A 20870-nucleotide genomic window follows, 5' to 3' on the forward strand; every position below is an offset into this window, starting at 1 on the left:
ACAACGACGATCAGAAGGTGGATCATGAGCATAACTGCCAGTCTCAGGACCTTCTGTCACTTGTCCACCCCATCCAGCGATTCGCCGATAACCCGACTTTGGATCAATGAAGTCAATGCCGTGGCCCGCCAGCAGGACCGCGATAGCTTCATGCGCATTTACGATCACTTCGCGCCGCGGTTGTTGCGCTATCTCACGGGACTGAATGTGCCGGAAGGTCAGGCCGAGGAGCTGGTGCAGGAGGTGCTGCTCAGGTTGTGGCACAAGGCCGATACGTTTGACCCGAGCAAGGCGAGTCTGGGCACCTGGCTGTTCCGGATCGCGCGCAACCTGTACATCGACAGCGTGCGCAAGGACCGCGGCTGGGTGCAGGTACAGAATTCGCTGGAACAACTTGAACGCCTGGAAGCACCACAGGACCGAACGCTCGATTACAGCCAGCGTCAGGAGCAACAACTGGCTTCGGCCATACAGAACCTGCCGACTGATCAAGCCAAGGTGCTACGCATGTCTTATTTCGAGGCGCTCAGCCATCGCGAAATCTCCGAACGTCTCGGCATGCCGCTGGGCACCGTCAAGTCCTGCCTGCGGCTGGCTTTCCAGAAGCTGCGCTCCCGGATCGAGGAGTCCTGATGAACAGCTTAAGACACCCGGATGATTCGACATTGATCAGCTACGCCGCGGGCGCGCTGGCACAAAGCATCGCGCTGGTCACGGCCGCGCATCTGGAGCGTTGTCCGGTCTGCCGGGCAAGGTTGAGGGAGGCCGAACAGATCGGCGGCGTGCTGATGCAGCAGCACAGCAGCACCGTGGTGCCGTTGCGTGGACGCGCCGCGATGCTTGAAAGGCTGAATGAGCCGGCTTCGCGCCAGAGCCCGGCGATCAACCCATTGCTGGCCTCCAATGAAGACCCCGACTTGATGCCCGCGTGCCTGCAGGCGCATTTCGGCCAGTACCTGAGTCAGTTGAAGTGGAAAACGCTCGCACCCGGCGTGCAGCGCGTGCGGGCCGAAGGTATCGCGCAGGGCACCCTCATGCTGCTCAAAAGCGCGCCCGGCGTCAGCATGCCGATGCACAGTCACAGCGGCAGTGAAATGACCATGGTCCTCAGGGGTTCATTCCACGACGAAATGGGCGATTTCAAGGCAGGCGACATTGCCGATCTGGACAGTGACGTCCATCACCAGCCTGTCGCCGATGGAGAATGCATCTGCCTGCTGGCCACCGATTCGCCGCTGCGCTTTCACGGCCTGTTTGCGCGCATCATGCAGCCGTTCATCGGCATCTGACCGAACGGCTGCAACGCACCTGTCAGCGCTGAATGCCGACACCCAGCGAGGCCAGCGCGTCCCAGTAGCCTGGGTACGTCTTGCCGACACAGTCCGGATCCAGAATGCGGATACCGGCGATCTTCAGACCCGCCAACGCAAAGCACATCGCAATGCGATGGTCGGCGTGGGTGTCGATCAAGGCGTCGACCGTCGTGCCCTCCAGTGCCGGATTGGCGTTTACCACCAGATCATCGCCCTCCTCGACCGCCAGCCCCGGCGCAATCGCGCACAGGCCGTGGGACAGCGCCGAAATGCGGTCGCACTCTTTCACACGCAAGTTGGCAATGCCGACGAAACGCACAGGCTGATTATTAAACGCGGCCAGCACGGCCAGGGTCGGGATGGCGTCCTGCATCTGCGAGCCGTCGATCACCGCCGGCATATTCGGGAAACTGGCGATGATGTGGCTGGCCAGTGCGTCAGGCTGAGTGAATGCGTCGGTGGCGACACCCAGATCGATATTGCCCTGAGTCAGCGCCTGAGCGGCCCACAGGTAGGTCGCAGCGGACGCGTCCGGCTCGATGTGGAAATCCGTGGCGCGGTAGCCGGTCGCCGAGACTTTCCAGGCGGCGTCGCCAATGGCCTGAACCTCGGCACCGAACGCCTGCATCGCCGCGAGGGTCAGGTCGACGTAACCGCGTGCGCCGATCTCGCTGCCGGTCAGGGCGACTTCCAGCGGCCCCTTGCCGCAGGCACCGGCCATCAGCAACGCCGACACATATTGGCTGGACAGATTGCCGTCGATCTCGATGCGCCCGGCGGCCAGACCGCCCTTGCCCTTGATGGCGACCGGCGGGCAGCCGGTAGGAGCGCTGACTTCAACGCCCATGCGCTGCAAGGCGTCGACCAGCGGGCCGATCGGGCGCTTGCGCATGTACTCGTCGCCATCAACCACGAAGTCGCCTTCGAAATTGGCCAGCGCTGCGGTCAGAAAGCGCGTCGCGGTTCCGGCGTTGCCCAGGAACAGCGCCTGCTGCGGCGCCTGCCAGTGACCTGAACTGGTGACCACGAAGGTGCTGTCATCCGGTTCATCGACCTGCACGCCCATCAGACGCAGGGCTTCGGACATCACGCGGGTGTCGTCACTTTTCAGCGCGCCGGTCAGGCGGCTGGTGCCTTTGGCCAGACCTGCCAGCAGCAGGGCGCGGTTGGTGATGGACTTGGAACCGGGCGGGCTGACACGCCCGACCAGCGGGCGCTCGACAGGCAAAACAGTGAGAGTGGCTTGAGATCGCATGATGTCCCTGAGCGTCAGCGGAAAAATGGCGATCCTAGCACGAGCAAGGTGCCGCGTTCATGGGTGAACGCAGGCCTTTTGGCAAGAACACAGCCTCAGCCCTGGTCGCCAGACAGCTTCTGCAGCTGAGCATTGACCGCCTGCAACTGATGACGGTTGGTGGCTACGTCGGTGACATCGTAGATCACCAGACACACATGGCTGATTTCGCCCGTGGTCGAGCGCAGCGGGAACAGGGTGGTGTTCTGGTACATGAACTCTTCCTGCCCGGTGATGGGCTGGTAGTTCTTGAAGCGCACCAGATAAGGCCGCTGCTCCCAGATCGTGAAGGCTGGCGTGCCCAGCGTCACGACGTTGTCGATTTTCTTGCTGAACCATGGCTGGTTTACGTCGGGGAACAGTTCGAAGAAGGTCTTGCCGATGGCCACGTAAGGCACCACGCCCGAACGGTTCTCCATGAAGGTGTTCCAGACCGACACCTGATAATTCAGGTCGAGCACCACGATGCCCACGTCGATGTTTTGCGTGACGGCCAGCAACCAATGCAGCTCGTTGATTTCGATAGCGTTGCTCATGGGGTCAGCTCATCAGGTAGGCGAGTTTTTTGGTCAGCAGATCGACCGAGTCTTCGGTGAACAGCATCAGCAGATCAAAATGAATGTTGTGGCCTTCGACGCTGTAGCTGATCTCCACCGCCAGAGTCTTTTTCCAGCGCTGGCTGTTGATGCGGATCAACTCGTCGATGCCGCCCTGGGCACCCAGCAATTGCGGATGGCCTTGCGAGAAGGCGATATCGATCTGCTCGGCAATCCCGCTCAGGCAGGCACCGATCAGAATGGTGGACAGGTCCAGCAGCATTTCCATGTCGGAAGAGTCGGGCGAGTTGCCGCCCATCAGCTTCGACACGCCGGAAATTTCCGAGTCGTGGAAGATCAACAGCGCTTCGCCGGCGATGCCGCCACCGATGTAGCCCTGACAGACTGCAGTCAGGCGCTGATCACTGTGCGCATCGGCGAGCGCCATGTGCAACTCGCCCACTTCGAGCATGTTCACGTTCGGCACCGGCAACTGCACAAACACACCCAGCACCTTGGCCAGCAATGCAGCGGCTCGGCCCATCGCGACGTTGACGGTTTCGCGGAATGCATCCTGAAAACTGATGACGCCCTGCCCCGCCGTGTGCTGCGCGGCAACAGCGGCAGGCAGCGCCGAAGGTTTGCCCAGCAGGCCAAGGCGTTCGAGCGTGCTTTTGAGTTCGTCCGGGTCAGCCGGCTTTTTCAGGAAGGCCAGCGCGCCCAGTTCCATGACACGGCGTACGGCCTCGTCCTGCACGTCTCCGGAGACCACGATGACCTTGGCGTCCAGGTGCTCTTCACGAATCGCCGCCAGCGTCTGATAACCGTCCATGACCGGCATGGTCAGGTCCAGCAGCACGACCTTGCCCAACCCGCTGCGGATCGCCTCCAGGCCTTCCTGACCTTGGGTCGCCATCGTTACCGACACATCCCAGTCGGCAGGCAAGGCCCGCATCAACTGCTTTCGCGCCATGTTGGAGTCGTCGCATATCAATAGCGCAAGAGTGGACATCGTGTAGTTCTCACTGCAAAAAATCAGGCTGCCAGAGGCAGATAGCATGGGTACGGCAACAGGGCTAAAACGACTACAGATCAACTGGCTGCAAGACTTATGTCATGATAGATATCATATAGACATCACTCCCGCCACATCTCGACGTGACACGTTGTCATACTAGAAGAGTTTCATAAGCCGTCACGTACAATCGTTATCAGGATTGGCCTGCCGCCAGTATTTTTTTCTGGATGCCTGTCACTTCGGCCGGAATGGTCCTATGATCAAATGATAGATTTACAAATAATCATTCGATAGTAGAGGTGAATCATGTCTCTCGCCATACGCGACTATCATCCGGCAATGATCCAGAAGCAGGATTTCTGGCAAAAGCTGGGCATTCCGCCGCGCGGCGACAGCCTGTACAAGGCGCTGCGCAATGGACTGCCCTATGAAATCTTCGAACGTCTGGCGCAATACACCGACCTCAACCGCTCGACCCTGGCCGAGCATCTGGGCATTGCGCCTGCGACGTTGCAACGTCGGTTGAAGGTGCGGCAGTTCAATTCAGAAGAAAGTGATCGTCTGTTTCGCCTGGCGGCGGTGTACAAGGCGACGCTGGATCTGTTCGAGGACGATACCGAAGCCACTCGCCTCTGGCTGGCCAACCCGGTCCATGGACTGGGCAATCGTCGCCCTCTGGAAATGCTCGCAACGTCTGCCGAAGCCCAGGCCGTGCTCGACCTGATCGGTCGCCTGGAACACGGGGTCGTGGCTTGATTCCGGTCTATCGTCTGGTCAAGCGCAAATGGCTGGCCCAGGCATTCGACGGCGAAGGCGCAAAACTCTATGGAGGGCGCTGGAACAGCAAGGGCAATGCCTGCGTGTATTGCGCGGGCAGCGAATCACTGGCGTTGCTGGAAGTGCTGGTTCACTTGGGCAATGCCGCAGTTGCACAGCATTACGCAATGCTTGAACTGCAGATCGCTGAAGAACACATCCTCAATGCACGCCTCGACACCCTGCCGCCCGACTGGCGCGTGGAACCGGCGCCACCCGCTACCGCGTCGTTCGGCGATGCCTGGCTGGCGTCCAGTGACAGCCTGGCGCTGGCAGTGCCCAGCGTGATCATTCCGCGAGAATCCAACTACCTGCTCAACGTGCGGCATCCGGCGTTCGCAACCGTCGTGGCGACCGCGCGGGACCTGGATTTTGCAGTGGATGCGCGTTTGGGTCGAATCACGACCTGACGAAGGCAGGCGCGGTCTGACAGCAAACAGCGACTGCGCCGACTCTTATCAAACAACCTGCAACCCACTGAAGAAACTGGATTTTGTGGGAGCGGACCGGGCGGCGTTCCGTTTGTCCGCGAATGCTGTAGTTCAGCCGATGAATATTCGTCGGATGTACAGGCCTATTCGCGGACAAGTCCGCTCCCACCAAGTTTGCTGCGCGACAGCGCTACGTCGAAGACGTGGTGGCGCCTCCCACAGTCCGATATCAGCTGCGCGACAGCGTGATGTCGGAGACACGTGCCTCTCTCTTATCCAGCAAACCTCACTCAGTAACAGGCAGCGGCATATTCTTCGGCCACAGCAGCCAGATATTGCCCTTCTGCTTCATGTCACCGGCCAGCTTGCCTGCTTCTTCACCCGTTCCCCAGAACAGGTCGGCGCGCACTTCGCCCGCAATGGCACCGCCAGTGTCCTGAGCCGCCACCGGCCGCACGATGCTGCTGCCGTCAGGTCGTGTGGTCGACAGCCACAACAGACTGCCCAGTGGAATCACCTTGCGATCGATCGCCACGCTGTAGCCCGCCGTCAGCGGCACATTGAGCGAACCGCGCGGGCCTTCGTTGCTGTCAGGATTACGGCCGAAGAACACGTAGCTGGGGTTGCTCGCCAGGAGCTCGGGAACGCGCTGGGGATTGGCCTTGGCCCAACCGGAGATGGCGCCCATGGTGACCTCCTCCTTCTTCAACTGGCCCTGCTCGACCAGCCAGCGTCCAATGGCCCGATACGGCCGACCGTTCTGATCGGCGTAAGCCAGACGCACTTGCGAGCCATCGTCCAGACGCACACGTCCCGAGCCCTGGATCTGCAGAAACTGCAGGTCCATCGGATCAGTCAGCCAGGCGACAACCGGCGCATTCAGGCCCTTGGCACCAATGGTGGCGGCATCGTCATAAGGCTTGAGTACCCGGCCTTCCAGACGACCGCGCAGGCGCTTGCCCTTGAGTTCGGGATAGATACTGTCCAGATTGACCACGATCAGATCGTCCGGGACGCCATACACCGGCACCTTCGCCGCTTCAGTCTGAGTCAGGCTGCCGGGATAGACCGGCTCGTAATAACCCGTGATCAAACCGTCGGCGCTGCCGTTATCAGCCCGCAGGCTGTAGACCTGCAACTGGTCGTGCAGAAATGTCTGGATCTGCTCGACACTCGGCACCGGCTCCAGACCGGCTGCGGCCGCACAGGTCGGCCCCCAGACGGCGTCGGCTTTCAAGCGGGTGCATGCGCTGCGCCATGAGGTGAAACCGGCCTGCAGATCAGCATCGGACACTGCGGGCAGCGCTTCCCAACCGGCCTGAGCATACGTGGTGTGAGGCGGTTTCGGCGCAGTGGTCGGCTTGTCGGACTTGTCACACGCAGCCAGCATCACCGCCAGCGGCAGGACCAGCGCCAGGCGCCGGTGCCAGGGTTTGAAAGAGAACGTCATCAGCGCGAATCCTTGTACAGCCGCATCAGGCTTGAGTTGAAAAAACGCCATTGTGGCCCAGGCGGGCGCTGTGACCTAGAGCCTGATGGACAGTTATACGAATCCTTCATCTCATAGGTTGTGTAGATGATTGCCATTGCCAACGGTGATTTCCGCTGACGATCCGCACTTTCTAGAATGAATCCAACTTTTGAATACATCCGACCTTTGAGGACTGATATGCGTATTGAAATCGGCATCAACGAGCAGGACCGCCAACAGATCGTCGACGGCCTGTCGCACCTGCTTTCCGACACCTATGTGCTGTACCTGAAAACCCACAACTTCCACTGGAACGTCACCGGCCCGATGTTCCGCACCCTGCACCTGCTGTTCGAAGAGCAGTACACCGAACTGGCGACCGCAGTGGATTCCATTGCCGAACGTATCCGCGCACTGGGCTTTCCGGCTCCAGGCACCTATTCGACCTACGCTCGTTTGTCGTCGATCAAGGAAGAACCGGGCGTGCCTGATGCTGCCGAGATGATCAGGCAGTTGGTGGAAGGTCAGGAAGCCGTGGTCCGCACCGCACGCGGTCTGTTTCCGCTATTGGAAAAAGTCAGCGACGAACCCACCGCCGACCTGCTGACACAGCGGATGCAGGTGCATGAAAAGGCTGCGTGGATGTTGCGTACGTTGCTGGAAGGGAATTGATGACTGAGCGTCTGGCACCCGCCCATTGAGCGAATGCCAGACGCTTTTTTGCCGTACTTCCCACGTTGCATGACTTCACGGCTGGCCGGGATGCGGCTCAGGGTAGTCACGACCTATCTCCAGAGGACTGGCGTAAGGGCTGTCCCATAGCTGACGGTGCAACGCGCCTATCCTGCTGGCCATGCTGCTGTCGTGCATCACCACTTCCAGATTTCGCGAGTTATCGAGATAGCCGCCGAGCCAGTTACTGGTTCCCACCCAGGCGATCTGATCATCGATGTCCATGGTCTTGCTGTGGATCACCCTCGCATAGGGAATGAAGCCTTGCGCGGCGACCGGCAGCGTCACGACTCGCACCTGCACGTTCGGCACCAGTGCCAGGCTCTTCAGGTACGCGACCTCCGGCATGCCGGTGTTCCAGTCCGAAACCATCAGTTTGATCGAGACGCCTCGCGCTGCAGCGCTGCGGATAGCGTTGTCGATCACAGCGTAATACGGCCGAGCCTTGTCCGGCCCGTATGACAAGGGCGCGTAGTCCAGCAGTTGCACACGCACCTCTCGCCTTGCTGCTGCCAGCAGACGCGGAAGCTCGAGCTGCGAATCGATAACCCCCGGCGGATTGTAGCGTTGCGGGCTGGCAACCAGATAATTGCCGACAGCCGAGGCAGCGGGTCCCGGTTCTGGTATCGGCGCAGGCTTACCTTCGGCGAGAGCCGCCTGGGCGCGCCAGTCCTGATCGAATATGGCCTGCACCTGCCGCACTACACCCGGCTCATCTATTCGCAGACCGGTTTCATGAATGTGTTCGAGCGAGCGCCAGTCGAAGTTTTGACTGCCTATGAACGCCTGTTGGCCGTCCACGACAAAAAACTTGGCGTGGATGATGCCGCTACCGGTCAGTCTGGCGTACGGCAGAACCTGCAGCGTGAGGTTTGGAATGCTGCGCAACCGCTCAAGCGTATTTGGATCTGAAAGCTTCAGACCTTTCTCCTCGAGAAGAAAGCGTATCTGCACCCCACGCTGACCGGCAGCGCCAAGGCTTTCAATCACCTTATCCATGACTGAGCCAGCTTGATCGGCAACATAGAACTGCTCGATGTCGATGCGCTCCCGGGCACCATCGAACAGCTCGCGCCAGACTTCGCCGGGCGCTCGCAGATCAGGGGTCTGAAGATCGGTGCCGACCGGAACGGTATGGACCAGCTCGAAGCCCTGGATAGCAAACCCGGCATGAGCAACCGAACTCATTAACCAGAACGCGACAGTCAGACCGAACTGACGCAAAGGCATACAGCTAAACGAAAGATTGGAAACCATGGGAATCTCGTCGCAGAGACCAGATGCACCGACGCGCGTCACAGACATGCGTCGGGTGCCGATCAGGCCGTCCGGAAGTTCAATGGGGCTGCAGTGACCGGATGCACCGTTTCGTCCTGAACCCGCGCACCACTGGAGGCACGGATCAGCAGAATTTTGAGCTGATCGTTGATGCGCTCAAGGCTGTTCTGGAAGAAGTTGTGAAAGACCACGCAGAAAAGCGCAATGGCAATGCCCAGTCCTGTGGCGTAAAGGGCCGTACCGATACCGGCAGAAATCTGCCCAGGGTCCGACACACCGGCGCTGGCCAGAGCCTTGAACGTGTCGATGATCCCCAGAATGGTTCCCAGAAGCCCCAGCAATGGGGCCGCCGTGGTAATGGTTTCAATGAGCCACAGGCTGCGGGACAGCGGTGCACGGGTGCTCAGGTACTGGGTTTCGATGACATCATCCAGATCCCTGCGAGACCCCTGCGCACTTTTCTGCGCCAGAACCGGAAGGACCATTTCCAGCGGCAGACCGGGCCTGCGCGTCAGCGCTTCGGGCAAGTCTTTTTCACCGTGCACGGATGTGCTGAGCGCCGCCCGCAGATCGCGAGCCTGACGGCGTACATAGGCAAAGTAGATACCTCGCTCGATGGCGACGAAAATCGCTATCGCGATAGCGGCGTACATCACATAAAACGTGATGTCGTGAAGCTGATTCATATCCATGACGCAGACCTCGGATCAGTGACAGTTAAAAGTTGGCTTCGAGAGAGACGGTAACCGTACGCTCGACACCGACGATGTAAGCCGGGTCGCCATCGCGGAAACCGCTGTAGGTCGCCGCGTTGGTCTTGGTGGTGTACACGCCGTCCAGGTATTCCTTGTCGAACAGGTTGTCGACGTTCAGGCGCAAGGTCGCGTCCTTGACGATTTTCTTGTCCACGGGCAGGTAGATACCGGCGCCAAGGTTGAAGATGGCGCGCCCGGGAATGCTTTCGTCGTTGGTCAGGTCACCATAAAGCTTGCTGGTGAGCTTGCCGCCGAAGGTGCCGTAGTAGCTGCCGTCGTCATAACCGATGTTGGCCGCCAGCATGTTCTTCGGCACGTTGGCGAACTGCTTGCCGCTGGTCGGCAGCTCGATGGCTGCGCCGTTATTGAACACCGTCAGGTCATCTTTCTGTTTGGCGCGGGTGTAGGTGTAAGAGGTGTAGTAATTGAAGTGATGGGGCAGCAGACCGCTCCACTCCAGTTCCAGACCGCTGTTGTCCACTGCACCGGCGTTGATGTCTGCAAAATCACCGTTGATATCTTTGGATGACACTTGCCGATCCTTGAACTGCATGTAGAACAGGGTCGCCGCCAGCGTCATGTCCTGATCGGTAAAGCGCCAGCCCAGCTCATGGTTCCAGCTGGTTTCCGGCTTGCTGTTGATAGAGCCGGCGCCCTGGTCGTAAAGCACGTAGTTCTGCGGCACCCGCATGTTGCGCGACAGGCTGTAGAACAACTGATCGCGCTCATCCAGTTGGTACTTGAGGCCGACGTTGGGCAACAGCTTGTTGTAGGTCTGGTCACGTTTTTCGGGACGTTCTGTCAGGCTGCCGTGGTTATCCCCTTCGCGCTCGACATTCATGTACGCCAGACCGCCAATCAGGGTCCAGTCCGGAGCGAAGTACCAGGTGTCCTGCGCCCAGACTTTCTGCGCGGGCGTCACGGTGTAACGGTCACGACCCTGAACCTCGTTGCCGTTGGCATCGACCACGTAGTCCGAATCAGGCCAGATGCTCTGCGGTTTGCCGTTGCTCTTCAAGCGAATGAATGGCTGGGTCTGCAACTGACGCGCGCGCTCATACCAATAGCCGACCTGCACACTATGCTCGTCGTTGACATCCCAGTTCAGCTTGGTGGTGATGCCCGGACGCCAGGTTTGTGTACGTGACGGCCGGTAGTAAACGCCAGTAGTCGACGAACCGTCTGCGTTGTAAGCGGCGGCCGTCGGCAGGTTGCTCAGGTCGAACACGCCCCCCTGGTTGGAGCCACGATTGAGCGGGAAGGATGAGCTTGCTACGCCGCTGCCATTGCCCCAGAAATAATACGGAATGACCGACAGCGACAGGTTGTCGGCGAGCTTGAATTGGGTATTGAGCACACCGGTGAACGTCTGGAACGGGTTCTGCGCCAACTCGTAATAGCTGGACAGTTTGCCGTTGCTGCCCAAGGCCGGCGTGGACGGGTACGGATCGAACTTGCGTCCGCCTTGCTGAAACTGGCCCTTGGTGAGCTGGCTGTAACTGTTGTTGTCCTGCTCGTGGTACTTGAGGATCAGGTTGGCGGTGTTGCCTGAACCCATGTCGAAAAAGCTGTTCCATTCAACCTTGTCGGCACGCACTGCGCCGTCGCCACGCCACTTCTCGCCTTCGGTGTGCGACAGCGAAAGCCAGTTGCTCAGCCCGTTGACCTCACCGGTATTCAGTCTGGCGAAGGTCTTATAGGTGCCATTGCTGCCTGCCACCTGTTTGACGAACGCTCCGGTTTCCTTGGTAGGTCGAATCGTCACAATGCCTATATTGCCGCCACTGGAACCGATGTGCGGACCGTCACTCTCGGCAGAGCCTTGGGTGACGAAAATCTGGTCGATGTTTTCAGGGTCGCCCAGCAGGTTGGAATACAGCGCGTAGTTGCCGGAGTCATTGATCGGCATGCCGTCGACCGACATGCCGACCTGATCGGAGTTGAGACCGCGCATGGTGAAACGGAAACCGGACAGGCCCGTGGCGTCTTCGCTGGAGATGTTCAGGCCAGGGGTGTATTTGAGCTTGTCGATCGCATTGCCTGTCGCAGTCTGCTTGTCGAGCGCTTCCTTGGTCACCGTGGAGCGCGCCTTGATACTGTCCTCCTGGACCATGTAACCGCCGCCTGAAGTTGCCTTGCCTTGCACGCCGATGGTGCCGACGTCGCTGCTGGTGTCAGCCATGACCATACCGTGGCTCATGCCGGCGGCGACCAAAGCAAGGTGAATTCTGGAAAACCTCATCACGTTGTTCCTTGTCAGTACTACTGCACGCTGTAGTTGAAGGTAGCGGTGAAGCGCTGCTCGCTGCGTCCGCCGAAGGCTTGCTCGGGAAATGGCTTGACCTGTTTGATACGTCGAAGACTGCTGGTCGCCGCTCGGTTCAGCAGCATGCTGGAGGCCTGACTCTGAATTCCGGAGTCCAGCACTCGCCCCTGACGGTCAACCAGCAGCCAGACGATCACCTCGCCACTCGGACGCTCCAGCGATGCCTGGCGTCCGGTGGGGTACTGTTTGTAGCCGTCCAGCTCGTTGCGTAATCCCTTGAGGTAGCCGCCCTCAAGCCCCTGCGTGTCGACTTTGGGCGGTGCGGGAGGCGCGGGAGGCGCTACCGGAGCAACAGGCGCGCTGACCACAGGCTGACGAGGTGCAGGAACCGGCTCAGCGGGCTTGGCCACTGCTGGAGCAGGTTTGGGTCGAGGCTTGGGTTCTGGCTTCGGTTTCGGCTCGGGTTTAGGCACCGGTTTTGGCGGCGGAGGCGGCGGCTCGGCCTCTTCGCTATCAACCACAGGCACGGGTGGCGGTGGCGGTTCATCAGGCTGAACCGGCTCAACCGGCTGAGTCTCTGGCGGGATGACTGGCTCCGGCGCAGGTGGCTCTGGCTCGACCAGTGCCAGCTCCACAGCCGACTCGTCGTAAACCGGCTCCATTTTCAATGGCCGGGTCTGCATTCCCATCACGATCGCGATGAGGGCCAGCAATGCAGGCAGACCGCCGAGCCATTGCCGTATGCGAAACAGGACATACATATCAGGATTTACGCGTGGCGATGGAGACGGACGTAAAGCCACCCAGGCGCAGGGTATCCATGATCTCGACCAGCCGCGCCACTTCAACGCCCTTGTCGCTGTTAACGATGATCGTGGTTTTGGTGTCGGGCTTTTCCAGTGCTTTCAAGGCGGGCACCAGGGCGTCAACCGTTGTGGCCTTGCCATCGAGCTGCAGCTCGCCATTGAGGCCCAGGGTGAGAATCGACTTGTTCTGCGGTTTGAGCTGTTGAGAACTGCTGGCACTGGGTAGCTGAGTCTTCATCCCCAATGCCGGGATGACATTCAAGCTCACCAGCACGAAAAACACCAACAGGAACATCATCACGTCGATCATCGGGATCAGCTCGATGTGTGCCTTGCGCTTCTTGGGTTCGTCCCACGTTCTCATGCTGTCTTCCGCCTCTGTCAGAGGCCGAGAATCTAGCAACGGAATATGTCCGATCGGTTAGTTTTTGATGACCATTGCATGGCTCTGAATCGCAGTTTTCGTGACACTTGAAGGGTTCTTGCGCCTGTCACGAAATCGACATGCAAGCGCTGCACATTCGGGCGTTCCCTTCGACGGATTTCTCAGATGAGCTCCGAGCTGCCCAGTATTCAGACCTCGCGCCTGTTGCTCGCCCCGCTTAGACCCGAACAGGCGACAACGCTGGCACATCTGGCCGATGATCCTGTGATTGCCGCCATGACCGGCATGTTGCCCTCCCCTTACACGCTTGCACATGCCACCGCCTTCATCGCAGAAGGCGCTGAGCAATTCGCCAATCACAAGGCGTTATGTCTGGGGGTACATCTGGGAACCGAAGAGTTGATCGGTGTCGTCTCCATGCGGCTGGCCATGCCACATCGCAGCGCCTGGCTGGGCTACTGGACCGGTGCTCCCTACCGCAACAAAGGCTACATGCGTGAAGCCGCGCAAGGTTTGCTGGACCATGGATTCAACGTCATGAACCTCAATCGCATCGCGGGTCAGTGCTTCAGCGACAACCTGGCCAGCGCCAAAGTGTTACAGGCATGCGGATTGGCTTATGAAGGCCAGATGAAGGAAGTGTTCCTGAAAAACGGCGTGTTCAAGGACATGCTGCTTTTCGGGCTGTTGCGTTCGCAATATGAATCGCTGGAGCCGCGTCATGACTGATTTCGATCCGGATCGTCGTCGCATCATTACGGGTGTATCCGGCGCTGTCCTGCTGTCAATCCTCAGCCCGTTTGCTCGCAGTGCAGGTGTTGATTATCCATTCACTCTGGGCGTAGCGTCCGGAGACCCGCTGCCGGACGGCTTCGTGATCTGGACCCGCCTGGCACCACAAGTGACGACGGCCATGGGTGACGGCGGTCTGGACAAACCGGTGGCGGTACGTTGGAAAGTCGCCAGCGATGCAGCGATGACCCGGGTGGTACGCACCGGACAGACCATGGCCCAGCCGCGCTTTGCGCATTCGGTGCATGTGGAAGTAAGCGGCCTGCAGCCAGGACGTCCTTATTGGTATCAGTTCGAAAGCCTTGGCGCACAAAGCACGACAGGCCAGGCCTGTACGTTACCGCCATTGTCCGCCATGCCGACGGCCCGGTTTGGATTCGTCTCCTGCTCACACTGGGAAGCCGGCTACTTCAGCGCCTACAGGCATCTGGCCAACGAGCGGCCGGACCTGGTGTTTTTCCTGGGTGACTACATCTACGAATCCGGGATATCCCCGCAAAAAAACAGCCTTCCACGGCACCATGTCACGTCCGAGCCGATGGATCTGGCCGGTTATCGAAACCGCTATGCGCAGTACAAGACCGACCCGGACCTGCAGGCGCTGCATGCCTGCGCCCCGAGCATTGCGACCTGGGATGATCACGAAGTACAAAATGACTACGCAGCCCAATGGTCGCAGGACCCCAACGTCTCGACAGAGAGCTTCCTGCGTCGTAGGGCCGCTGCCTATCAGGCGTTTTACGAACACATGCCCTTGCGCGCCAGCAGCCTGCCAAAAGGCGCCGACATGCGTATTTACCGTCATATCGACTACGGGCGTCTGGCGCGCTTTCACGTACTGGACGGTCGCCAGTACCGCTCCGAACAGCCTTGCATCCAGGCCAACGGCAGCCATAGAGGTCGTGTCGTAAGTAATGACTGCCCGGACCTGCGCGATCCGAAACGCACCATGCTTGGATGGGAACAGGAAGCCTGGCTGGACCACAGTTTTGCCCGCTCTGCGGGGCAATGGAACGTCATCGCGCAGGACTTGCTGGTCGCCCCCCTGACGCAACGCAACCCGGATACGCAGGCACTGGGACGCTGGACCGACGGCTGGGATGGCTACATCGCGACACGGGAGCGAATGCTCGCGTCTCTGGAACGTCACAAGACTCGTAACCCGGTGTTCTGGGGCGGAGATATCCACTCATTCTGGACCACCGACCTGCACGCCGACGCCAACAACCCGGACTCCAGGATCGTCGCCACCGAATTCGTCGGCACTTCGGTCACCTCCAGCGGACCTCCGTTTGACGCTTTCAACTCTATTCTCGGACTTAATCCGCACATAAAGTTTTTTGACAGTCGTCAACGCGGCTATGTGTCAGTGGAGCTCAGCGAACAACAAATGCTGACCCGTTTCCAGATCGTTTCCGACGTACTCAACCCTGCTGCAACCGTCTCCACGCTCAAGCGCTTCGTGATAGAAGCAGGCAAGACTGGCGCGACGCAGGATTAGGGTTGATTGTTTCCTGCCTGTGAGCGCTGTCCAGGGGCGCGCCAATTACTTCAACTGATTGGCAAACCGCCCCACCGCACCCACCACCTGTTTCGCACCTTCCTGAATCTCGATAATCACCGAGCCTGCCTCGTTGGCCAGCATCAGGCCCTGCTCTGCCTGGCTGCGACTATTGGCCATGCCGCGTACGGCTTCGTCGGCCAGCGCCTGGTTCTGTTGCACGACGCTGACGATCTCTTCGGTTGCGGCGCTGGTACGGCCGGCCAGTTGCCTGACTTCGTCCGCCACCACCGCAAAGCCACGGCCCTGCTCGCCGGCGCGGGCGGCTTCGATGGCAGCGTTGAGGGCTAGCAGGTTGGTTTGCTGGGCGATGCCGCCGATGGTCTGCACGATAGAGCTGATCAGCAGCGATTGCTTGCCCAGTGCCTCGATGCCTGACGACGCCGATTCCATCTCCTGGGAGATTTTGCGCATGGTCTGCACGGTGTTCTGCACCACCTCTGCGCCGCGCTGGGCGCTGACATCGGTCTGCTGGGAAATCTCGAAGGCCACACTCGCTGCCTGGCTGACGTCTTCTTCACGCGAGACCTGATCGGTCACCACGGTTGCGAACTTGACGACCTTGTAGAGCTTGCCCTGAGCATCGTGAACAGGGTTGTAGGTCGCTTCCAGCCAGACATCACGGCCACTGCTGTCGACACGCTTGAACCGGCTGGCCACGAATTCGCCGCGGTTCAACGTCGCCCAGAAATCCTTGTACGACGCCTGACTCACTTCGTGCGGATCGCAGAACAGGCTGTGATGCTTGCCCTTGATCTGCGCCAGGTTGTAGCCCATGCCGCGCAGGAACTGATCGTTGGCTGTCAAAACGTGGCCGCTCAGGTCGAACTCGATCACCGCCGTGGAGCGCAGCAACGCCTGAATGAACGCCGAGTTCTCGGCTGCGGTTTCAACGGTCTGGGTAATGTCAGAGCCGTAGCACTGCAGGTGCATCAGCTTCCCGCTGTCATCCAGAACCGGCTGCCACATGGCGCGAATCCACGCCAGGCTGCCATCGGCACGCAGAAAGCGGTAGTTGTCGATGACCGACTCGCCCTTCTGAACCGCCGCCTTTAGGTTGCGGTAGCAGTCGAGTTGCTTGACGTAGGGTGGCACCAGATCATCCAGATTCCTGCCAAGCAGTTGATCGGCGCTATAGCCGAGCATTCTGAGGAAATTGTCATTGGCATGAGCAATGCGATTGCTGGCGTCCAGAGTCAACCCCACCATGCGCGCGTCGATACCTTTCTGCATCTGCCGATAAACGGACAACTCGGCCTGCTGTGCCTGTAATTCCTTTTTCAAGCGGGTATTGAACATGACTGCACCGTTCGTGTGGGTTGTACGACGTTATCGGCACAAGCGTAGTCGGGATTAGTACGCTTTGTCTGAAATGCGAAGCAGCTTCAGATCCCGGCAAATTTTCACGACTCGGGCTAACCTGTACTGGCATGGCCGTGATGGCCACCGGGCTAGGCGCGTCGTATCCAAGCCTTTCACCCTGAAACTCCCCCTCGCTTGAAGCGCAGGCAACCTCGAAAGCGTCGGGATACACGTTCCTTGCTGGAGTCAAACACCTCATATGAAAGCAATCATTACCGGCATCACGGGTCAGGACGGCGCCTATCTGGCGCAATTGCTCCTTGAGAAAGGCTATACCGTTTATGGCACCTATCGCCGGACCAGCTCTGTCAATTTCTGGCGCATAGAGGAACTCGGGATTCAGCACGATGCGAATCTCCATCTGGTCGAGTACGACCTGACCGACCTGTCCGCCAGTATCCGTTTGCTGCAAAACACCGAAGCGACCGAGATCTACAACCTCGCAGCGCAGAGTTTTGTTGGCGTGTCATTCGAACAACCTCTGACCACGGCTCAGATCACCGGCATTGGCGCGGTCAACCTGTTGGAGGCGATCCGGATCGTTAATCCGAAAATCCGCTTTTATCAGGCCTCGACGTCCGAGATGTTCGGCAAGGTCCAGTCGATTCCTCAGATTGAAAGCACACCCTTCTATCCACGCAGCCCCTACGGTGTCGCCAAGCTCTACGCGCACTGGATGACGATCAACTACCGTGAGTCCTACGGCATCTTTGGCGCCAGCGGCATTCTGTTCAACCACGAATCGCCTCTGCGCGGCCGTGAGTTCGTGACACGCAAGATCACTGATTCGGTTGCCAAGATAAACATGGGCCTGATGGACTCCTTCGAGCTGGGCAACATGGACGCCAAGCGCGACTGGGGATTTGCCAAGGAGTACGTCGAAGGCATGTGGCGGATGCTGCAGGCTGAAACGCCGGACAGCTTTGTGCTGGCCACCAACCGTACCGAAACCGTCCGCAGTTTCGTGAGCATGGCGTTCAAGGCCACAGGCGTTACGGTCCAGTGGGAAGGCGAAGCCGAGTCCGAACGCGGGATCGATGCGGCCACCGGTAAGGTCCTGGTGTCCGTCAATCCGAAGTTCTACCGGCCTACCGAAGTGGAACTGTTGATCGGCAATCCTGCCAAAGCCCGTGAAGTACTGGGTTGGGAACCGAAGACCCACCTTGAGGAACTGTGCCGCATGATGGTTGAAGCGGATCTTCGTCGAAACGAAAAAGGTTTTTCCTTCTGATGAGCATCGCCGGTAAACGCGCATTGATAACGGGCATCCACGGTTTCACGGGAAGCTTCATGGCCAGAGAACTCGCAGCCCAGGGTTGCGAGGTTGTGGGCATGGGCAGCCAGCCGTCGGACAGCGATAACTACCATCAGGTCGATCTGCTGGATGTGAACGGGCTGACTGCGCTGCTTGCCGGGATCCAGCCGGATATCGTCGTCCACCTCGCTGCGCTGGCCTTCGTGGGTCACGGATCACCGGAAGCGTTCTATCAGGTGAACCTGATCGGCACACGCAACCTTCTTGAGGCCATCGAAGCCAGCGGAAAAACGCCCGATTGCGTCCTGCTCGCCAGCAGTGCCAACGTCTACGGCAATGCGTCCTCCGGCATGCTGGATGAAACAACGATTCCTGCGCCTGCCAACGACTATGCCGTGAGCAAGCTTGCCATGGAGTACATGGCAAGCCTCTGGCACGCCCGGCTGCCGCTGGTGATCACGCGTCCGTTCAATTACACCGGAGTCGGGCAAGCCGAAAACTTCCTGCTGCCCAAGATCGTGTCCCACTTCACACGAAGAGAAAGCACGATCGAACTGGGCAACCTGGACGTATGGCGGGATTTCAGTGATGTACGCGCCGTCACCAGCGCCTATCGAGGTTTGCTGGAAGCCCGGCCTTTGGGGAAGACCCTCAACGTGTGCTCGGGTGTGACCCACTCGCTGCGTGAGGTGATCGAGATGTGCCAGGAAATCACCGGGCATGAAATCGAGGTTCGCGTGAACCCTGATTTCGTTCGCGACAATGAAGTGAAAACCTTGTGTGGGTGCAACGTCCAACTCAAGCGATCAGTGCCGGGATGGAGTACACCGCACCTGCGCGAAACACTGGAGTGGATGTTGTCTGCCCACTGATGATCAGCGACCTGAACAGGCCTGCCTGCGAAGAGGGCTGGGCCTGTTTCTCTTCTTGTGAGGCATTGAAACAGACTTCCGAGAGCCTATTTTCTTCGACACACTTCGACATCTTCCTGCGTCTGCAGTTTGGTATCGATTCCTAACCGGTAGCGGCAGTATTCAATAATCCACTTTCGCTCTTCATCCGTCAGGCGCTCAACCCGGCGTATCTCACCATCGTTGGCGTGAATGTTATAAAACTTCACTTGAAAGGTCGGGTGCTTCTTCAGGAACCACACCGTCTCGATATCGCCGTCTTCAAGGGCTTCGTAATAGCCGACATACAACACGGCCAAAAGAGTCAGCACAGCTGCAATGAGTAGTTTCTTCATTCTTGCGATGTCGGCGGAGGTAGCAGTCCGGTTTGGGTTCTGAGGTTTCTGACCAGCTCCATACCGATATTTCCAGGACAGATTTTCCCTTCGGACGCTTGTCCCGGATACTCCCTGTGTCCGCCAAAGTGCTTGATGACGAAAACACTTTTGAGTGCGCCGATGAGGTGCTTTAGCGCGTCGATCTGCACGGCCGGGATCACGTTTGTCGTGCTGTAGCCCAGGCTGTCCAAGGCCATTCGCCCTGTGGCAACCCAGTCACCGCCCTCTTCCGGCGTGGTGAGGTTTTCCAGCAAGACAATGCCGATCAAACCGGTATTGAATTTTAAAACGCTTGATCCCAGAAGCCGGATGTCACGCCCCTCAAAGATCTTTCCTGTGCAATCGATGCCGTAGTGATAGCCGATATCGTCGTATTTCTGGCTCAGATGGCCTTGCTGAATATCCAGCATCTGCGCTGCACCGGGTGTGCAGCTGTGGCTTCGCCCGGCGTGGTGCAAGGCAATCATGCTGTAATCCCAATCCTTTTCCATATCGGGTTTGCCTTTCAAAGCACCCCATGCGGAACGCTCAACAAACGTTGCGCTCAAGGACCGAACCTTTTTTATGATGGCCTCGCGTGTCGCTGCGCGGTCGTTGACGGTGATTGGGATCGGGCACATCCGTTCACCCGGCTTGATCTCCTGCGCAGTGGCTTGAGTGTTGAACAGGGCAGCCATCACTGATCCTCCGACAGTTCATGAAGCGTTCTTGCCGGAGCACTGAACTTGACGTGCAGCGATATGCTGGCGTCCGGCGTCGGGGTTTTGATGTGGGCCACACCATTGGCATCGGTCACGCCAGTTGTCTGTACACCGTCGACTGTGGCCACGTAATCACGCAATGCCAAGGGCTTGCCTGTCTCACTGTCAGTAATGCTGAACGACTGTCCATACATCTTTTGAATAGACAGTGGCAGAGGGGGGACGAACGGTGCTGGGGTATGCGAGTCACCGATGATCACAGTGCCGGAGCCACCCACCACGATGTCTCCGTGAGTGCCCACACTGTCAACCACAGCGGCGTTTTTACCGTTGATGAAAACCGTCGCGGACACTCCCGAAACCAGCGAACTGCCGCAGGTGCAGGTATCACCTTGGCGAGCTGCCGCCAGCCCATCGAAGAAAACGTCGGCAGATCCGGAAGCAATGGCCTTGCTTCCATGTCCGGGCATCGGGCAACGGGTCGGATCCGTTATACGTGCAGCGGGCTTTGCCATGCATGACTCCTGTCGGCAGTTGAAGAATAAGGTCCTGATCAAACTCTTTACCGCTCGCATATTAGAATCGCCAATGTCGACGCTCAATAATGGCCAACCAGCATCACTCTTTAAGTAAGACGGGAAAGCAGAAATCAGTGATCTGTTGGTAATTCGATTCTGATCCGGGAGAACCTGACGCACGCTGCGTGAAGGCTGTTCGCTTCTTGTGCACGCCTCCACCCCAGTGCTCATCAATGGCGCGTCAGTCCGCGTTCTCTCTCTCAAAAAAAACCTCCAACCCTCAGTACTCAAG

General features: G+C 58.9%; 22 protein-coding genes and 1 pseudogene. 9 read left to right on the plus strand and 14 right to left on the minus strand.

Features of this window, described 5'->3' with window-relative positions:
• Positions 1-120 precede the first annotated feature (120 nt).
• Positions 121-633: a sigma-70 family RNA polymerase sigma factor gene (locus tag QRN20_RS15555; RefSeq protein WP_025994245.1), complete on the plus strand. Its 513-nt coding sequence runs from the start codon at positions 121-123 to the stop codon at positions 631-633.
• On the plus strand, positions 633-1289 hold the full coding sequence (locus tag QRN20_RS15560; RefSeq protein ID WP_058432083.1) for a ChrR family anti-sigma-E factor: 657 nt from the start codon (positions 633-635) through the stop codon (positions 1287-1289). The genes QRN20_RS15555 and QRN20_RS15560 overlap by 1 nt, the downstream gene beginning before the upstream one ends.
• A 22-nt stretch (positions 1290-1311) precedes the next feature.
• Here the strand turns inward: QRN20_RS15560 and aroA are convergent, their stop codons facing one another.
• From aroA to QRN20_RS15575, 3 genes are all read right to left on the minus strand, one after another.
• Positions 1312-2568 (minus strand): 3-phosphoshikimate 1-carboxyvinyltransferase, encoded by a 1257-nt coding sequence (gene aroA / locus QRN20_RS15565; RefSeq protein ID WP_122414800.1) that lies wholly within the window; start codon positions 2566-2568, stop codon positions 1312-1314.
• A gap of 95 nt (positions 2569-2663) precedes the next feature.
• Positions 2664-3143: a PAS domain-containing protein gene (locus QRN20_RS15570; protein ID WP_025994242.1), complete on the minus strand. Its 480-nt coding sequence runs from the start codon at positions 3141-3143 to the stop codon at positions 2664-2666.
• A gap of 4 nt (positions 3144-3147) precedes the next feature.
• A complete protein-coding gene (locus tag QRN20_RS15575) occupies positions 3148-4155 on the minus strand; it encodes a response regulator (RefSeq protein WP_029242047.1) in 1008 nt (335 codons plus the stop codon).
• A gap of 312 nt (positions 4156-4467) precedes the next feature.
• On the opposite strand from QRN20_RS15575, the gene parS reads away from it, so the two are divergent.
• Both parS and QRN20_RS15585 read left to right on the plus strand, forming a co-directional pair.
• Entirely contained in the window at positions 4468-4917 is a 450-nt protein-coding gene (gene parS / locus QRN20_RS15580) for a type II RES/Xre toxin-antitoxin system antitoxin (protein ID WP_285360726.1), read from the plus strand.
• Positions 4914-5387 (plus strand): RES family NAD+ phosphorylase, encoded by a 474-nt coding sequence (locus QRN20_RS15585; RefSeq protein WP_058432081.1) that lies wholly within the window; start codon positions 4914-4916, stop codon positions 5385-5387. Before parS ends, QRN20_RS15585 begins: the two co-directional genes overlap by 4 nt.
• Before the next feature lie 307 nt (positions 5388-5694).
• Here QRN20_RS15585 and mltA read toward each other — a convergent pair whose 3' ends face one another.
• Positions 5695-6858 carry a murein transglycosylase A gene (gene mltA, locus QRN20_RS15590; RefSeq protein WP_029242044.1) on the minus strand — a complete coding sequence of 388 codons (1164 nt, stop codon included), beginning with the start codon at positions 6856-6858 and terminating at the stop codon, positions 5695-5697.
• Positions 6859-7077: 219 nt separating this feature from the next.
• Here mltA and QRN20_RS15595 point away from each other — a divergent pair, with 219 nt between their 5' ends.
• Positions 7078-7551 (plus strand): Dps family protein, encoded by a 474-nt coding sequence (locus tag QRN20_RS15595; protein WP_004883263.1) that lies wholly within the window; start codon positions 7078-7080, stop codon positions 7549-7551.
• 75 nt (positions 7552-7626) lie between these two features.
• Here the strand turns inward: QRN20_RS15595 and QRN20_RS15600 are convergent, their stop codons facing one another.
• The 5 genes from QRN20_RS15600 to QRN20_RS15620 form a co-directional block, all read right to left on the minus strand.
• Entirely contained in the window at positions 7627-8841 is a 1215-nt protein-coding gene (locus QRN20_RS15600) for a phospholipase D-like domain-containing protein (protein WP_422917617.1), read from the minus strand.
• A gap of 89 nt (positions 8842-8930) precedes the next feature.
• Positions 8931-9581, minus strand: coding sequence for a MotA/TolQ/ExbB proton channel family protein (locus QRN20_RS15605; RefSeq protein WP_088235979.1), 651 nt, complete (start codon positions 9579-9581; stop codon positions 8931-8933).
• A gap of 25 nt (positions 9582-9606) precedes the next feature.
• Positions 9607-11886 (minus strand): TonB-dependent receptor, encoded by a 2280-nt coding sequence (locus QRN20_RS15610; protein ID WP_029242041.1) that lies wholly within the window; start codon positions 11884-11886, stop codon positions 9607-9609.
• Positions 11887-11906: 20 nt separating this feature from the next.
• Positions 11907-12671, minus strand: a complete 765-nt coding sequence (locus QRN20_RS15615; RefSeq protein ID WP_122412254.1) for an energy transducer TonB family protein — start codon at positions 12669-12671, stop codon at positions 11907-11909.
• Position 12672: 1 nt separating this feature from the next.
• A complete protein-coding gene (locus tag QRN20_RS15620) occupies positions 12673-13080 on the minus strand; it encodes an ExbD/TolR family protein (protein WP_003380333.1) in 408 nt (135 codons plus the stop codon).
• 186 nt (positions 13081-13266) lie between these two features.
• Here QRN20_RS15620 and QRN20_RS15625 point away from each other — a divergent pair, with 186 nt between their 5' ends.
• A complete protein-coding gene (locus QRN20_RS15625; protein ID WP_029242039.1) occupies positions 13267-13830 on the plus strand; it encodes a GNAT family N-acetyltransferase in 564 nt (187 codons plus the stop codon).
• Complete coding sequence (locus QRN20_RS15630) at positions 13823-15394, plus strand: alkaline phosphatase D family protein (RefSeq protein ID WP_122412255.1); 1572 nt, start codon at positions 13823-13825, stop codon at positions 15392-15394. Before QRN20_RS15625 ends, QRN20_RS15630 begins: the two co-directional genes overlap by 8 nt.
• Before the next feature lie 45 nt (positions 15395-15439).
• Here QRN20_RS15630 and QRN20_RS26920 read toward each other — a convergent pair whose 3' ends face one another.
• On the minus strand, positions 15440-15997 hold the full coding sequence (locus tag QRN20_RS26920; protein ID WP_374729072.1) for a methyl-accepting chemotaxis protein: 558 nt from the start codon (positions 15995-15997) through the stop codon (positions 15440-15442).
• 30 nt (positions 15998-16027) lie between these two features.
• A pseudogene (locus QRN20_RS26925) lies at positions 16028-16753 on the minus strand (PAS domain-containing protein); the annotation flags it as partial.
• Positions 16754-17015: 262 nt separating this feature from the next.
• Here QRN20_RS26925 and gmd point away from each other — a divergent pair.
• Positions 17016-18047 (plus strand): GDP-mannose 4,6-dehydratase, encoded by a 1032-nt coding sequence (gene gmd, locus QRN20_RS15640; protein ID WP_058432076.1) that lies wholly within the window; start codon positions 17016-17018, stop codon positions 18045-18047.
• Complete coding sequence (locus tag QRN20_RS15645; RefSeq protein WP_122412257.1) at positions 18047-18943, plus strand: GDP-mannose 4,6-dehydratase; 897 nt, start codon at positions 18047-18049, stop codon at positions 18941-18943. Before gmd ends, QRN20_RS15645 begins: the two co-directional genes overlap by 1 nt.
• Positions 18944-19029: 86 nt before the next feature.
• Here QRN20_RS15645 and QRN20_RS15650 read toward each other — a convergent pair whose 3' ends face one another.
• From QRN20_RS15650 to QRN20_RS15660, 3 genes are read right to left on the minus strand one after another with little or no spacing between them, the layout of a single operon-like run.
• Entirely contained in the window at positions 19030-19317 is a 288-nt protein-coding gene (locus tag QRN20_RS15650) for a hypothetical protein (RefSeq protein WP_029242034.1), read from the minus strand.
• On the minus strand, positions 19314-20036 hold the full coding sequence (locus QRN20_RS15655; RefSeq protein WP_029242033.1) for a peptidoglycan recognition protein family protein: 723 nt from the start codon (positions 20034-20036) through the stop codon (positions 19314-19316). The genes QRN20_RS15650 and QRN20_RS15655 overlap by 4 nt, the downstream gene beginning before the upstream one ends.
• Positions 20036-20575 carry a PAAR domain-containing protein gene (locus QRN20_RS15660; protein ID WP_122412258.1) on the minus strand — a complete coding sequence of 180 codons (540 nt, stop codon included), beginning with the start codon at positions 20573-20575 and terminating at the stop codon, positions 20036-20038. Before QRN20_RS15660 ends, QRN20_RS15655 begins: the two co-directional genes overlap by 1 nt.
• Positions 20576-20870: the final 295 nt, after the last annotated feature.

This window comes from Pseudomonas sp. fls2-241-TYG-175, from assembly GCF_030209155.1.
Classification (GTDB): Bacteria; Pseudomonadota; Gammaproteobacteria; order Pseudomonadales; family Pseudomonadaceae; genus Aquipseudomonas; species Aquipseudomonas viridiflava.